Origin of the sequence: Sphingobacterium sp. SGG-5 (assembly GCF_011043525.1) — a bacterium.
In the GTDB taxonomy this organism is placed as follows: Bacteria; Bacteroidota; Bacteroidia; order Sphingobacteriales; family Sphingobacteriaceae; genus Sphingobacterium.
On sequence record NZ_JAAKGO010000005.1, the window covers coordinates 157,643 to 173,806 of the forward strand.

5 protein-coding genes are annotated in these 16,164 nt (G+C 44.6%); all 5 read right to left on the reverse strand.

Features of this window, described 5'->3' with window-relative positions; translation table 11 throughout:
• Positions 1-13: 13 nt before the first annotated feature.
• On the reverse strand, positions 14-1,102 hold the full coding sequence (locus G5B30_RS09215; protein ID WP_165319692.1) for a hypothetical protein: 1,089 nt from the start codon (positions 1,100-1,102) through the stop codon (positions 14-16).
• A gap of 20 nt (positions 1,103-1,122) precedes the next feature.
• A complete protein-coding gene (locus G5B30_RS09220; protein ID WP_165319693.1) occupies positions 1,123-1,962 on the reverse strand; it encodes a hypothetical protein in 840 nt (279 codons plus the stop codon).
• A gap of 62 nt (positions 1,963-2,024) precedes the next feature.
• Complete coding sequence (locus G5B30_RS09225) at positions 2,025-3,974, reverse strand: OmpA family protein (protein WP_165319694.1); 1,950 nt, start codon at positions 3,972-3,974, stop codon at positions 2,025-2,027.
• 78 nt (positions 3,975-4,052) lie between these two features.
• A complete protein-coding gene (locus tag G5B30_RS09230; RefSeq protein WP_165319695.1) occupies positions 4,053-5,069 on the reverse strand; it encodes a type IX secretion system membrane protein PorP/SprF in 1,017 nt (338 codons plus the stop codon).
• Between the two features lie 27 nt (positions 5,070-5,096).
• Positions 5,097-16,109, reverse strand: coding sequence for a gliding motility-associated C-terminal domain-containing protein (locus G5B30_RS09235; protein ID WP_165319696.1), 11,013 nt, complete (start codon positions 16,107-16,109; stop codon positions 5,097-5,099).
• Positions 16,110-16,164: the final 55 nt, after the last annotated feature.

Genomic DNA, 16,164 nt, shown 5'->3' on the forward strand with positions numbered 1-16,164 from the left:
TAGACTGCAAATATTAGTCTGTAATATTTTCGATCGTAATATGTGGCTTGCCTGGTTTTGGTGTTACCGTCAAAACCATATCGCTACCACTATCCTGTGTAAATCCTCTGTAAATCACATGGGGACGAACACGAACACCTCCTGCATCCGCCGCCGAGTAGTTTCTGTCTTTCACAGCATACTCTGCCTCTACAAATATTTTATATTTTCCTATTTTGCTGATTTGAGGGAAGAAATCAGGTAATATTCCACCTGTAGCATTCGAGGAGGATGTTTCCAACAGTTCAATATCCGAAATAGTTGTTGGATCAGTAGCAATAGCGCTTACATCCGGCCAGGTTAAACCATCCGCAGCTTGTTTAACTGCATACCATCTGTACTTTACGTCAAAATCGCCAACTGCCGGTGTGTTGGGTCGTACAAAGCCGTAAGTGGCATTAATCTCTACTTTGGCCTGTGTACCTCCTTCACTTACATCGCTTTCACAATATTGAAAAGCAGTGCCCCCATTCACGGTCCCTGTTGCCGCCACTTGCAGTTCAGGCAGCACGTAGATAACATACTCTTCCTCTTGTATGTTACAGAGCTCTTCTTCTGCAATATTGTCGGGATTGACAATACCACGTACTTTAAAATAATGGTAACCTTCAGTGAGGTTGGTAACGACCAGCTTTTCGTCACCCGCAGCATTGTAAGTCTTTAAAAGCCCTTCTGCAACAAGCTCCGCCCCCCCAAACGCTGTCCCATCCACCGCTCCTGCCCCATCCTGTCCCATATAGAACCAGCGGTAATGCGTAAATTCCTGAGCCGTACGAGAAGGAGCTGGAGTAATTACACTTAGATCCTCTGTCCTACTCGCGACTAACGTTAAGCCGGGCTTACTAGCATCGTTGTAAAAAAGGATGACATCCCGTCTCTCATTCGCAAGATTTAAACCCGGCAGTGCTGTTGCTCTACTTGCATTATCAGCGGCAGTAAAAGGACCAACATTCACTTTAGCCCCATCGTTCGTTTTATCGATCGATTGCCCGAAAACACTTGTTGCTGCTGCTAAAAACAAAGCTGCTAGCCCTGTTTTTAGCATTTTTGATTTGCTTTTCATTTGGTTTGATTTAGTTTATATTAATTAATTACATTTCGGATTGTTAAATGCGGTTTTCCGGGGCGTGGCAACATTGTAATTGTCAACGGAGTTCGCCCAGAAGGGTAAATATTTCCCTCTCTGGCTTCCAACCAATAGGAACCATTCCAATTGTCTTGTATTATAAAGGTGTTCGTGGTAATATCAGATCCTACTTGCGTACCACCCAGTTGCGTTGTGTATAATTGATAGGTATAACCGGGTTGGAAATTAGAAATGGTCACTGCACGATTTGCTCCTTCACAGACTGTTAAATTACTTTCAGACAGTATGGGCATAGCAATATAAAAGGCATAATAATAGTTGGCTGTTAAAGCTAAATTTAATAAACTGTTTACTTCGAATCGTATACCGTCAAAATCGTTCCCATCCGGTAAAAACACAAGAGTACCAATCTGACCACTGCCAAATAGGTTTAATAAATTCAACAGCTCACTTCCCGAATAGCCTGGTGCAACCGTACTGTTTATTCCTCCCTTAGTCCGCTGCACAGCAAAACCACCCAGCAAAGTTAATAAGGACGAATTACTACCAATTTTTGCAATTATCGGTGAATAACGAGTGGGTTTCGGATTATCTATAAATTGTAAATTCTGACGTGCATAGATTAGACCCAAAGCACCCAGCGTTACATTCAATGTTGAGAAATTGGTGGTATCCGGCAGATCTACGGCCTCTGCGGGATTGGATACCGAAGCCAATAAAAATGTCGCATCAGACTTTTGAGTATCGGCATATATCCGCTGCCCCAAACATACTTGGACCGTCGGCCAAAGCGACAGTAATCCACAAAAGATCTGCAAAAAGCAAAGTCGATTCATAAATAGATGGTTCACAACGCCACAAGTCCACATTCCAGTCGTTAATATCGACAGATGTTACATTAATACGCTAATACTTCGATTTCCGTTCTTCTGTTAGCTTGGTGCTCGGTCTCGGTACATTTCAGTCCATTGATACATCTATTAACTAGGCGGCTTTCACCGTAACCTTTTGCCACCATCCGTTCGCGGGCGACTCCACGGCTGACAATATAATCTACCGCTGCCTGCGCCCTTTTCTGAGAGAGCGTCATATTATATGCATCACTTCCTCTACTATCCGTATGGCTCGAAAGCTCAATTTTTAATGTCGGATTATCCCGCAAAGTAGCTACCAATTTTTCCAATACCAATGCCGCATCAGGACGGATCTCGTATTTATCAAAGTCATAATAGATATCCTCCAGTACAAATTTTTCACCGACCTTTTGTACGGATTGCAAACGGAGGGTCACATATACCGTAGTATCATGTTTGGCTATAATGGGTTCGATAAACAATGTTTCAGACATATAGCCAATTTTCTCGCCCTGCAGTTTTAAGCGTTGCCCCTTTTCCAAATCGAAGGTAATTACTCCATCCACGTCCGTATTATTTCTACTCAATAGCTGTCCATTTTGATCAAATAGACTCACAGTCGCCTCCGACAACAATTCGTTTGTTTTTTTATCTTTTACCGTGCTGGTAAGCTTAATGCCGATTTTTGGTTTTTGATAGGTAAACGAATAAATATCATCCGACCCTATTCCCCCGGTACGATTGGAAGATAGATAACCCTTACTTCCATCTTCATTATCTTCGAACACAACAAAAGCAAAATCGTCGGACGGAGAGTTAACAGGAAAACCCAGATTGACAGGTGTAGCGAAAGATGATTTAGTTCCTGCGGCTTTAAAAATATCCAGCCCTCCCATTCCGGGATGTCCCGTACTGGAAAAGTATAAAGTATCGGCATACACCGAAGGAAACATTTCATCTCCAAATGTATTGATAGCTGTTCCCGCATTCTGCGGTTTTCCCCAATTTCCATCTGCTCCGATCTCACAATACCATATATCTACGCCACCTAATCCGCCGGGCATATCTGACGCAAAATACAGCACTTTATTATCACTACTCAACGCTGCGTGGCCAACCGAATATTCTTTTACATTATTATAAGGAAAGTCTTCTTCCTCCCAATTATTGCCGGTCTTTTTAAATACCGTCAACTCCAAATTCTGTTCTTTCCAATATTGTCCTTCTGCTTTGATTTTTTCTGCAGAATTCCCAGCATACGTCCGGGTAATATACAATGTCTCTTCGCCCTTATCAGATGCTACTGGTCCGATATGATAGGAAGATTGGTTAAAGCTATCGGTCATGATATCCGGATAGCTTAGTGTAGCGTCTTCGTGCCGAGAGGCCGAATATATACGCAAATAGGGCTGTCCGGTCATACCACTCGTATGACCAAGGAATGTATTGGGTTCCCCCACAAAGATGGCCCCGCCAGAAGTTGGAACAAGAGCGAACTCTGCCCGCGCGGTATTTATGCCTTGTTCATTCCTCAGTTTGTGTTTAGAAGGCTTTTTGAGCCACACCTCAGCCGAATCAGTACCTTGAATAGCATTTTCAAGCAGCGAAGTCGTGCCGTATTTTTCTATATAAAGCTTATATCGTTCCTTCGCCGCACTATATTTCCCTTGCTGTTTCAACACTTCGGCATACTGTAAATGAGACTGTGGATCCGCGTCAGGCCTTTCTATAACACGGGCATACCAATTCTCGGCAAGGTTGTATTCTTTTATATAGTAATAGCTGTTGGCTAACCGTTCCATATCGATAGTACGGGGATTTTTGGTATCTACAAGTGTTTCGTATACCTTTGCCGCATTGGCATATTCGTACATCGTATAAAATTTCTCCGCACGGGACAACCGACTTGGCTGTTCCTGCCCTTGAACAACTTCAAAATGCAGTAGGAGACTTAAAGCTGTCATGCCCATGCAGATAAGATATTTTCTTTTCATAACTGTACTTTCCTGGTTTGTGTTCAATAAATTATGTGCTCACCTTGGTATCGTTACTTTCCAAATTATGTATCCGGCTTAAAAATATCGTGGACTCAAAACCCGTCTATCTAAACGGCCGAATGTCACGCCCAAGGTTACTTCATGAGAACCTTGTTGTATTCCTCCGACCTGATTGAGCATGTGGTCATAGGAATAACCTATACGAAATTTAGGTGTAACATAAAACTGGGCTATACCACTCACCGAATTGAGTGAACTCAACCTATTTTCAGAATAACTTGTATAATCCCGATTAAATATCTTTGCACGTGTGCGATAACCTCCACCGATCCAGAATTTATCATGGAAGACAAACATAGCATTGATATCTAAGGAAGTGGGTCCCATAAAATCATCCTTAATTAATATACTCGGTCTCAACAATAGTGCTTGTTCCAACTCAAACAATGCACCTGCGATAAAAAAGCCATGAATATTGCGGTATAAGGTCTCCAACGAATTCTGATTGAATTGAAAATCCTCATCACTATCTGTACCGGCAAAGAGATCTTGTACGGAAACACCCGCGTACCAACGCGAGTTATTATAGTATACACCGAGTCGAATGTCGGGTCGCCAGGTCGATACCTTTCCATCCGGCAATATGCTATCATCACTTTCTAATGGATTCAACTTATTACCATCCAACCCATATTGGGTGACGCCTCCGGCTATCCCTAAGCTCAGCCGATGCTCATCCGATCGATCCAGCTGCAAGCGAAGAGCATAATTTGCATATACACTTGTAGCCGCCTGTGCTCCCAATGCATCTGCTGTAACGGTTAGCCCTACCCCGTGTCTTCGGTATACCGGATCTAAGACGCCGTCTATAGAAAGAGTGCCGGTTTTTGGAGCTCCATCCAAACCCGTCCACTGGCTTCGCAACCCCAACTGTCCAAACCACTCTTCCTTATATCCTGCATAGGCAGGATTAATACTGATCGAGTTGAATATATATTGTGTCAACTGAATATTCTGTTGGCCATATCCTGCTGTTGTCAAAAGGAGGATGATCGATACAATCATCCAACTTTTTAATCTATACTGTTCCATAATATGTCTTAGTAGTACGTCCGAAAATTAGTTTCTTTTAATAAGTATCGATCCTGTATATTTTGTGACCTTGCCATTCCTAGACAATTGCAACACATAGAAATAAGTACCTTCATTCAATCCTCTTCCATCCCATTCATTATTATAGATACTATTTTTATATACTTCACTTCCCCAACGATTCATGATGGTTAGATGTACCGAATCATACAGCTCCAAACCTCGGATGACAAAATAATCGTTGACATTATCTCCATTTGGCGTGATGACATTTGGTATCTCCAATGGATTATCGATTACATTTACAGTCACGATCGCCTCATTACTTGTGCGCCCCTTTATATCCTTCACCGTATATTTAAATGACACTTCACCCAAAGACGCGGTTTCTGCCGTGTAGATTACTTCCCCGTCCGGCAATACTTCTACCTTTCCAAAGGTCGGCTGTTGGGCAATTTGTACCTTTGCCGGATCGATATCCCATTTTGTCTTGATGTCATTATTCAATACCGCAATTTTAACTTCTAACCCAGCCTTGACCTCTGCAAAATCATCAACGGCCTCGATCAATGGATAATCGACAGGAATTTCCGGCGTATCATCATCATCGTCCGGATCCTCATCAGGTGGTGTATCCGGTCCCCACACGTCTATGCCGTTCGTAATCGTTGCAGGAGCATCGTCATCTACTTTTGCGATGATCCGAACAACTATCGTTTCCTGCACACCAATCTTTGCATTAGTCGTTAATGTGGCCTGATTGCCTGTTCCGCTTAGGGTAGCATTCGTGCTGATCATCTCATATCCAGTGATGGTAACACCGTTGCCCGGTCTTTCTCCTAAAAGAATAGCTTTACCTATTTCGATGACAGCAGGGCCGTTATTGGTGATCGTAACCGTAAAGGTTGTGCTTTCACCTGCCTTCACCCGAGCCTCATCAGCAACCTTGGTGATGGTCAGGTTATATTCCCGATCCACTGGTATCGGCGGCGTCTCATCCTCGTCATCCGGATCATCATCAGGTGGCGTATCTGGACCCCATACTTTTATAGCATTGCTGATAGTAGCCGGGGCATCAGCCGAGACCAACGCTGTCACTTTCACCACGATATCGGCTCCTACATCCATCACCTGGGTCGTCGTGAGTGTCGCACTATTACCTGTACCGACAATACTTGCCGATCCAGATGTTATTGCATACCCCGTAATCGTCAGTCCTGTACTTGGCAGCTCACCCAATTGGATGACCTTACCCGTTGCAATCGCCGATGGGCCATCATTGCGCACTGTCACCGTAAAGGTCGTGTTCTCACCAGCCTTCACCCTTGCCTCATCCGCAACCTTGGTGATGGTCAAGTTATATTCCCGATCCACGGGTATCGGCGGTGTCTCATCCTCATCGTCTGGATCCTCATCAGGTGGTGTGTCTGGCCCCCATACTTTTATGGCATTGCTAATAGTAGCTGGTGCGTCGGTAGCGACTGTCGCCAGCACTTTGACAATAATACTGCCATTCACCGGTACTATATTATCAACCGTGATAGTAGCCTTATTGTCGGTAACACTGATACTTCCGTAATTACTCGCTATCGTGAAATCGGTAATTTCTAAGCCCGCACGAGGTATATCTTCAAGGAGAATAACATCTCCTACTTCGACAATGCCTGGCCCATTATTGGTAATTGTCAATGTAAAGCTGGTATTCTGTCCCGCTACCACCCTATCGTCATCCGCTTGTTTCTTAATGCTCAGCTTTACGGTGCAATCTTTGACAATCGGTGTGACCGCCAAGCGGGCAACACTTTCGCAGTTCGATCCCCTCTGGCTGGCGTAGTAGGTCACACCATCTTGTAGTAGTGTCGAATTTGCCAATGCCGTTCCTCCCGTTGCAGCTGCATACCATTTAATAGTCGTTCCCACTACCGGTAAATCGGCCAAGGTCTTACGGTCGCTGATACAGAATTCAGGAGCAGCATCAGTTATCGTAGGTGCTGCAGTTACAACAACATTTACATGTAAAATTGCAGCTTGGCCCGGCGTATTCTCACAGACCCCATCTCCACTTACAGTAACATAATAGCTCGTGGACGTCGTCGGTGCAACGGTAACGTTGGTAATTTGTGTAGTTAACGAAGCGTCAGTATAGAATTTAAATACCGGATTGCTGACGGTCGAGCTACCAGCTGACAATGTCAGACTTTCACCTTCACAGATGGTGACATCATTCACAATAATATCAGCGGTCGTAGCTGTACGGGTTACCGTTATCCGTACAGGAATACGAATGCTTTCACATCCTTCAGCACTGCGCTGGCTAACATATACTGTGTAGATCCCCACATTAGCACTGTTTGCCGTCGGTACCGCTACCAAAGGTGTCGTTGAATTTTGATCGGCGTAAAAGATCAGATTATGACCCGGCAATGCAGTGACTTGATAAGACACGGTAGACGCTGATGGGGTCTGACATATCACCTGATCTACTACGATTGGAGGGACGGGTAAAGCATTGATTGTAACCTCTATAGCCGTCCGTTCACCAACTTCACAGGTTCCAAAACGTACGGTCTGTACATAAAAAGTATATATACCCGCTCCCAGGTTCTTCACATCGACGATATTTCCGGCAGTAGCACTTGAATAAATCCGGTATGTTGTACAATTGTCTGCCGGTACGATGGTTATGTCTCCTCCCTCACAAATCTCAAATTTATTATCATTATTGTCCCCCGTAATGATTGCCGGCACCTGCCGACTTATATCGTGTACTCTTAGCTGTGTCAACACATCTGCCACACCTCCATACAATATTTTGATACGATCAAACGCATGTCCCGCCGTATAGGTCACCACGGCTTCTGTCCCACCAGACAATATATCTACCTTCAACACAATTCCATCCTGACTGACAGGTTGGCCCACAGGCACATCACCCAAATAGGGTTGTACAGTAAACGATTGCAAAGCTTGTACGCTAAGCAAAGCCCCTGGCGTCGATAAATTGATCAACAACTTGTCGCCCACTAACGCAGGAATGTTATATAATACCTCCAAACGCGTCTTTGCATTTACTGCAGCTATATTGTTCATCACTGCATATGTCGCCGGATCATTGTCCACGGCATTTTCTGCTTGGTCCACGCCGGCCAATATATTTGCGACACCCAGCACGCTAATTGGATTTTCGATACCATGTAAAACATCAAATATTTCTTCCGATCCACAGTCGACAGTACCCGACTGATGGTAGTATGCTTCATAGATATAAGCCGTCTGTAAGATAGAGGCCACTCCGGCGAAATAAACTTTTACACCAGAGTACGGTACCGCTTGCCCGTTCTGATTGACCGGAGTGAATGTATATTCGTAGACATTTAATCCACCTAATACTTCCACCAGCTTCGGCTCCACATCATGGACTGTACTCACGGCAATACCATTACCATCAACAGCAACTACTCTCAACGTACCAACGGCGTTCACCGTACTCAGGTTTTTACCCAATTTTACACTAACAGGCGTACCTGCTGCCACGGCACTATTCCATTTCAACGTCTGATAAGTCTGTCCCGTCAATAGCCCTCCAAGTAAATTCAGTCCTTCTGTCAACGTACTGTGCGTTTCTACATCACCATCTGCCGCCTGACCGATGTCAGTTGCCGCTCCCAAAGGCACAACTAAACGAGACACACCATAGGAAGAAGCGTCAGTCGCATAAATGCGGCTATACACCGGTGGACATGCATCCTCAGAAAATACATGGATCACAACAGATACCGAAACGGTACAGTGATCAGCTTCTGAAATGACCGCTGTATAGGTATAAGTACCTACTGCATCGAACGAGCGTGTCGTGGTGATAGCACCCATATTTGTTCCCGCATCGTCATACCATGTCACTATCGCGCTAGAAGTTGATATAGTAGGTAAAGTCACTGACTGACCGACTTCAATACCATAGCTCAATGCGCCGTTGATAGTATAAATCGGGGTTGGATTGACGTTTATCGTAACTTCTTTCGCCGTGCCGGGCGCATTCTCACAAACAGCATCTCCATCTACTGTCACATAATATGTGATGGTTGTCGCCGGATGAATACTTAATGTCGAACCTGTATATACTCTATTCGTTAAAGCGGCATCACTATACCAGTGGAATACCGGATTGGACACTATTGTACTTGGACTGGCCACCAAAGAGGCTTGTAAAGTCACAGACGCTCCTTCGCAAACTGCACTTTCATGACCTATTACCTGAATGTCATTGGCGACCGGGCGAGGATAAACCGTCAAGTCTACACCAACAGAAGGCTCACTCGGGCAAGCACCGAGAGAAGCTCGCACGGTATATACACCAGTTGCATCTGCGTCATATGAAGTGCCTGTACCTACCGATGTTCCATTTCTAAACCAAGTATATGTTGCCCCTGCCTGTACATTGGAAATAGTAAGCGGGACGACCTCTCCAGTACAGAACTGATCTGTTACCACCGAAGCAATAATCGGTCTAACGGGCACATCATTCACCACCACATTAATTGTTGCAGGAGGATTTTGGAAGCAATAATCCGTTGAGACGACCGCTGCATAATAAGTAGTCACAAGACTTGTTGGAATAACGTCTATACTTTGCCCTACGCCAATTTCACCACTTAATGTACCGGTACCGGCATTATATGAACTATACCATATAATGCTGGATAGGACTGTAGGATCTAAGCCAGACAAACCTGATAAATTAGCGGTCAGTGTTATACTTTCTCCTAAACAAATTGGACCGGAGTCAGCTAACTGAAGATCTGTTGCCAACACTGGCGTACACGCAGTAGGCATGCTATGCGTATCGCTTTTGGTTATTGGAGCACCTTGAGGATTTTCAAAATTGACCACAGCTTCATTGGTAATAGGCGTGGGCGGTGTAATCGAACTAGCGCCTACAATATATTGGAAAGTTTTGGTTTCCCCTACCGCTAAATCGAATGGAGGAAAAACGACGTCATTTGCACTTAGCACTCCACCCGACGGACTCTCATCAAAAATGGTCGTAGCAGGAACATCACCGACGACAGTAAGCGCGGTCAAGTTTTTATTTCCGCTATTGGTGACTGTAATGGTATACGTAATCTTATCATTTAGCACTGCCATTCCACTATTCACTCCATCACTGACACCATTCAATTCAATATTTACATCATGTATATGAGTTACCGCTATAAGAGTACCTATCTTTGTTTCGTCCGGTACTGTAGGATTCAGATTATCTACAGGCGGATGACTTTCTCGCGCCGTACTGATTTCATTACTGACGATGGTGGCCACATTCCGTATTTCTTGTATGCCTGTCAGATCGGCATCTACTTTCACCCTAAAGGCGTATGATTTGGTCTCACCAACTCCCAAGGTAGCAATCGTTGTCGATGCTGTATATCCCGGCTCCAATATTATTCCCGGAGTAAGCGGATCGGCCAACGTCACATTCGTCAATGCTTTATTCCCCCTATTTTTCACATATAACGTATATTCTACTTGTTCGCCACCGGATACACTTGTAATCGCGGGATCAAATGTACTTGTACCGACCATTTGTACTTTGTAGGCTTTCCAGAGTACAACATCAAAATTGTCGTCAACCGGGATAGAAGTAGGATCACCCGGATTGGCAGCCGGATCTGGGCCTGCAGAAGGATCTGTAGGGTCTGCAGGAGTCGTCGGTGTTCCTGGATCATCCGGAGTTTCTTTGACATAAGCAATGTTATCGATGGTATTCCGCCCCGTCAGATCCTCATTCACTGTGACGACAAAGCTTACAGAAGTCGTGCCCCCTACAGGCAAGTCGATTCCCGAGAAAGAAACAGCGCCGTCTTGGTGAATACCTCCATTATTTGCCGACTGGAAAGTTGTGCCACCTGGAATTGCATCAGACACAGTAAGCCCAGTAAGATCTTGATTTCCAACATTTCGTATATATAGCGTATACGTGACATTTTCTCCGCCACGCACCGATGTCGTAGACAGCCCGCCGGTCACCGCATAGGCTTTCCATGTCGTCACAGTCTTGATCTGTTGTACAGGGATATCGGTTGTTGTTCCCGGATCTACAGTAGGATCAGGATCTACCGGATTAGATGGATCTGCCGGTGGGACCGTGCCCGTACCTGGATCTGTCGCATCCTTTTTCACAAAGGCCACGTTACTGATTTTGTTAACGCCAGTCAAATTGTCTGCGACCTTCACCCGGAATGTTAATACCTGCGTGGCTCCGGCCGGTACATTTACATTTTGGAAAGTGACTTCTCCATCTGCAAAAGCTCCTCCGTTAGAATCAGCTGAGCCGGGCACATACGTTGTATGGGTCGGGATGGCATCTGTCACGATGTAATTTTCTAAATCTACCGTACCCGTATTACGAATATGGATGTTATACACTACTTCCTCTCCCCCCTTGACCTGTGCGATGGCAGTACCTGTACCAGCTTCTTGATACGATTTCCAAGCTTCGAAATTCGCCACTTGACAATCTGGTGTGATATAATAGAGGCGTACATTCGGTACAAGCAACGACGCGCCTGCCAATGCATCCAAACGCAATGCCACCTCATCAAATACGACAGTTGGTGAAAAAGTAATCTCACTAGCTGCACCGTTATCAAATAATTGCGCCAAGTTCACATTGCCAATTACAGCGTTCTGTATAGTTTGATTGTAAACTTCGACGCCCGCATTATAGGCTATCAATCGCATTCTTCCAAATACGGCCGCGTCCACACTACCTTGGCCCACGGACATCTTTAATTTTATCAGGCTATTCGCCTCTATAGTCTTATTAAACTGTATATTTTGTTGGATATGACCAGTCACATTGAGTGTGCCTAAACTCAAGGTCGAAAAATCTCCATTATTGTTATTATCCAGCACCTGGAATGCATCCCGTACGCCGTACTCACCAATTCCTGTTACACCGACACTCAAACCTGAGCCGTCCCATGAGGTCGTAACTGCTTCTGCACATCCATCAAAATTGGTTTCATAGCACATGCCATAGACATGCAATGCATTATCTTGTGCCGTGATGCCGACGACCGATTCTGTGAACGTCTTTATGACGACTTTTCGATAGGCTTGATCCGCTGTCAAAGCGATGTAATAACGTCCAGCTTTATCTTGAACGATCTTGATATTTCCATTCGCTCCAGTAAAAGACGATTGACTGTTGCCGGACACCAAGTTATTACCTACAGCATCTTGAACATCAATCGTGAAATAATGATTACCTAAGAGAATCCCGTCGACAACTCCACCCACAACGTTGCCTAAGCTTCCAGAAAGCAAAGCTTCCAGCAATCCGCTATTTTCGGCTATACGGATATATGATATACGACCAGCCGGAACATCCGCCTGATATCCAAATGTCAGTTTTCCGCTTACGTTGTTGACTCCCAAAATAACCCCCGCCCCTGAACGTATTGAAGCATAGCTATTATGATTACCATCCACTGCATTACTAATATCATCAACAGCATAGGTATCATATTCATCAGCAACAGAAGTACCTGTTTCTACTACATCGGCACAAACCGAGCTCCGGTACGGGGGAGCCATAAAGTCAGGGTCCGGGCAACCGGTAGTAACACGGCTCATACCGTATAAATGTATAGGCGCGCTGGCATTTAGACCCGCTACAGAACTGATTTCTATTTTCGCTCGATCATACACTACATTCGGAAAGAATGTCAGCGCTTGAACTCCCCCACTGTTAAACAGTGCCAATAGATCAAGGTTGTTGATCAAACCTGTTGCTAACGTCTCATTATAAACTAAATGTTCACCGTTATACAATTTAAGCCTTGACTGTCCTAAGAGATCTACATTGAGTATTCCCGGATTCCGCAGTTGCAAACGTACCCTTAATGAATCGTTAGTCGTTGATTTGCTTTTAAAATAAACGGTTTGGGAAACAGAAGCTCCGATGCCTGCTAACCCCAGGTTTAACGCCGAATAATTTGACGAATTATCATCGATTGCAAAATCAGGATTAACCACCCCTCCATTGGTAATATCAGCAATATCTACAGCGATCCCGGTTCCATCCCAGGAAGTAAAGGCCGCCTGTTCACACAAGTCAACCTGAGTTTCCCGGCACATACTGTAAACCTTGATACTGGAAGATCCCATCCCACCAACCAACGCGCGATGGTAATATTCAAGTCGAATAGACTGATAAGGATATGCGGCGGTCACCGCCAAATAAAAGCGCCCATCGACATCCTGCACCAGCTTCACAAACTCCGTATTCAAACCAAGCTGACTGTTATACGTTGCTCCTATTTGATTACCTGCTGCATCCTTTATCTTAACCTGTATATATTGATCCCCTAATGCAACAGACCCCAAAACACCGGCCAATGCGTCGCCTAAGGATCCACCCAACAAGGACTTAAATAAATTCGTTTCCGAATCTACCCGAATATACGAAACCTCATGTGCAGCAACTGGTGCAGCATATTTCAATTCAAGATGACTATTATACGTTCCTAAGCCCCCTACTAATCCTGCTCCTGCGGAAAGGATAGCATAGGTATCCGCATCAGGACTATCCGTGATCGCTTCAAAAGGAAAATTAACATGTTCGAAACTGGTTACCATGGTGCCACAATCTTGCTGATTGAAAGGAGAGACTGTTTTCCCCTCCCAAGTTAGTTCCGGATCAGGGCATGAATCCGAGAAACGTTCTATACTATAGACTTCCAATGGATTAGCAAACACATTGGCTTCTACTAACGAAGCTATTCCTACCGCTACACGGTCAAAAGCTTTGCCGGGAGCAATGGGGACGTTAATCATCTGTCCGTTGGAAAGCAATTGTAGCACATCTACTCCGGGTAACAACTTTTCGTTTAGCCTTTGTGAGTAGACCTCGTCTGTACCTTGATAAGCTTTGATGATAATGCTTCCAATTATATCAGCCGTCACCGTACCTTGTACTTGCATCTTCATTTTGATACGGAAATGATCTCTCTCTGATGATACTCCATGGAACTGCACGGATTGTAACATATTTCCCCCTACTCCTACGGCGCCTATACTAATCTTTGAACTTGTGTTGATATCGCCGTCAATGACGTGATGGGCATCTGTAACACCCGCTTTCCCAACACCCAATAAATCCAAAGAAATACCCTCCGACTCCGAATATGTCGCAAAAGACTGTTCACAATCCAACGCACCTGTTGAATAGCAAGCATGATAGACGTTCATTGTTTCTATGGTACCCAGACCTACGGTAGCAGACAACCGCTCGGTAATCCGAATACTTGAAAAAGGAGTACCCGATCTGATCGCTAGATAATAATAGCCGTTTTTGTCTTGTACTATCTTGACATCGCCCGTACCTGTCGCACCCACAGCCGTATTGCTAAACCGGCTACTACTTGATCTGGAAAGCACAACTGTATTTCCGCTTTTTGCTTCTACCACAAAATAATGGTTGCCAAACAGGAGATCATCTACCGTATTCCCCAACAGGGAACCGACAGAACCATCCAATAGCTTGCCCAACTGATTAGAATCAAAATCTATACGAACATAAGTCGTCGTTCCAGCCGACACCGATGAACCAAACCCCATCTCTATATGGGCAGAATAGGCCCCGGATCCAGCAATAAAACCTGAACTTGCTTGTAGTGTTGCGTATGTATCATTTTTTCCATCCACCGTATGCTGGGCAAAATCAGCATTTCCGGACGATACGACCTGAATCGCACAACTCTTCTGAGACAACATGGCTGGTGTTTCAGTCGGTACAACAATATTCGGATTATTACATCCCGACTCCCCGCTATAACGTTGAACATCATAAATACGGATCCCATTACCGACCAAATCCAGTCCGACAATAGCATTCAAGCGAACTTCCACCCGGTCAAATATTTTACCTGGGGCAAATGTGAGTGTTGCTGCAGTTTGTGGATTATCGAATAATTCCACAATATTGACGCCATTCAACAGTCCATCGGACAAGGTTCTCGTATAAACCGCCTGGTTGCCATTCCATGCCACCACTTGTAGCCCCCCTAGCAAATCCAAATTTGCTACACCGCCTGAGGCCAGGCCAAGTTTAATATTGAAGGTATGATTAGTGGACGAAGGATTGTTAAAATAGAAAAACTGAGAAAGGCTTCGACCTACAGTTAGATCTAGCACACCAGATGACTTCAGCTCCGAGTACGTATCCACATCTTGGTCAATCGCTCTTTCCAGCCGCTGATTATCCAAGTCAGCCACCTTTAGCCCCAACCCACTTCCCCCATCGAAAGAAGTAAAAGTAGGCCGCCCACACGCCAATGGATCTTCGGTATAAGATACAGCAGAATAGGCATCTAAAACATACTCTTGAAACAACCCGGCTACCGATGTGGACTGATTGGTCAATCTGATCTTATTATATGGACCAGCCGGCCTGATGGCAATAAAGTAATTGCTATTCGCATCTTTTATCAGCCTAACCCTATCGGTATCAAACCCTTGTGTATTCGTCCTTTTTAAACGAGAAGTTGAATTCTCCAACGCCTCAATCTCGATTTCCTGGTTACCCAATAAAACCGCACCCAATACTGTCCCCAGTGATTTTCCCAATGAACCACCTAACAGTGATCGCAGAAGGCTGTTGTCCGCTCCTATTCTTACGTAAGACCATTTATTTGCTACCAGTGTCTGTGGAAATGTAAACTCAATTCCTCCTTTGTATCTTCCCAAACTCGCCAATAGCCCCGGTGACGCGTACATCCTTGCATATTTATTATCGTCATTTTCGGCATACGTAACATCAACAACGGTCGGTCCAAAATTGCACGGTATTACGCCCAAACAGAGGTCATATCGATTATTCCCCGATGTGGTGATTGCAGCTTGGTCAGCTACGGTCTTTGTTTGTCCATTTATCGAACCGGAAAAAAACATAAACAGAAAACAAACCAATGACCAGGTTATATAGTCATAGTTATAGCCCTTTAATGATTCAGGGCATGGGCTTATTTTTTTCATAGTGTATCAAAGGTTAGTTATGTAGATTAATAGCCACAATAATGTTAAATGTCAA

What these genes read in the sequence shown, in the direction of transcription:
- G5B30_RS09215 (WP_165319692.1), bottom strand. Translation starts at nt 1,102, where the DNA reads ATGAAAAGCAAATCAAAAATGCTAAAAACAGGGCTAGCAGCTTTGTTT.
- G5B30_RS09220 (WP_165319693.1), bottom strand. Translation starts at nt 1,962, where the DNA reads ATGAATCGACTTTGCTTTTTGCAGATCTTTTGTGGATTACTGTCGCTT.
- G5B30_RS09225 (WP_165319694.1), bottom strand. Translation starts at nt 3,974, where the DNA reads ATGAAAAGAAAATATCTTATCTGCATGGGCATGACAGCTTTAAGTCTC.
- G5B30_RS09230 (WP_165319695.1), bottom strand. Translation starts at nt 5,069, where the DNA reads ATGGAACAGTATAGATTAAAAAGTTGGATGATTGTATCGATCATCCTC.
- G5B30_RS09235 (WP_165319696.1), bottom strand. Translation starts at nt 16,109, where the DNA reads ATGAAAAAAATAAGCCCATGCCCTGAATCATTAAAGGGCTATAACTAT.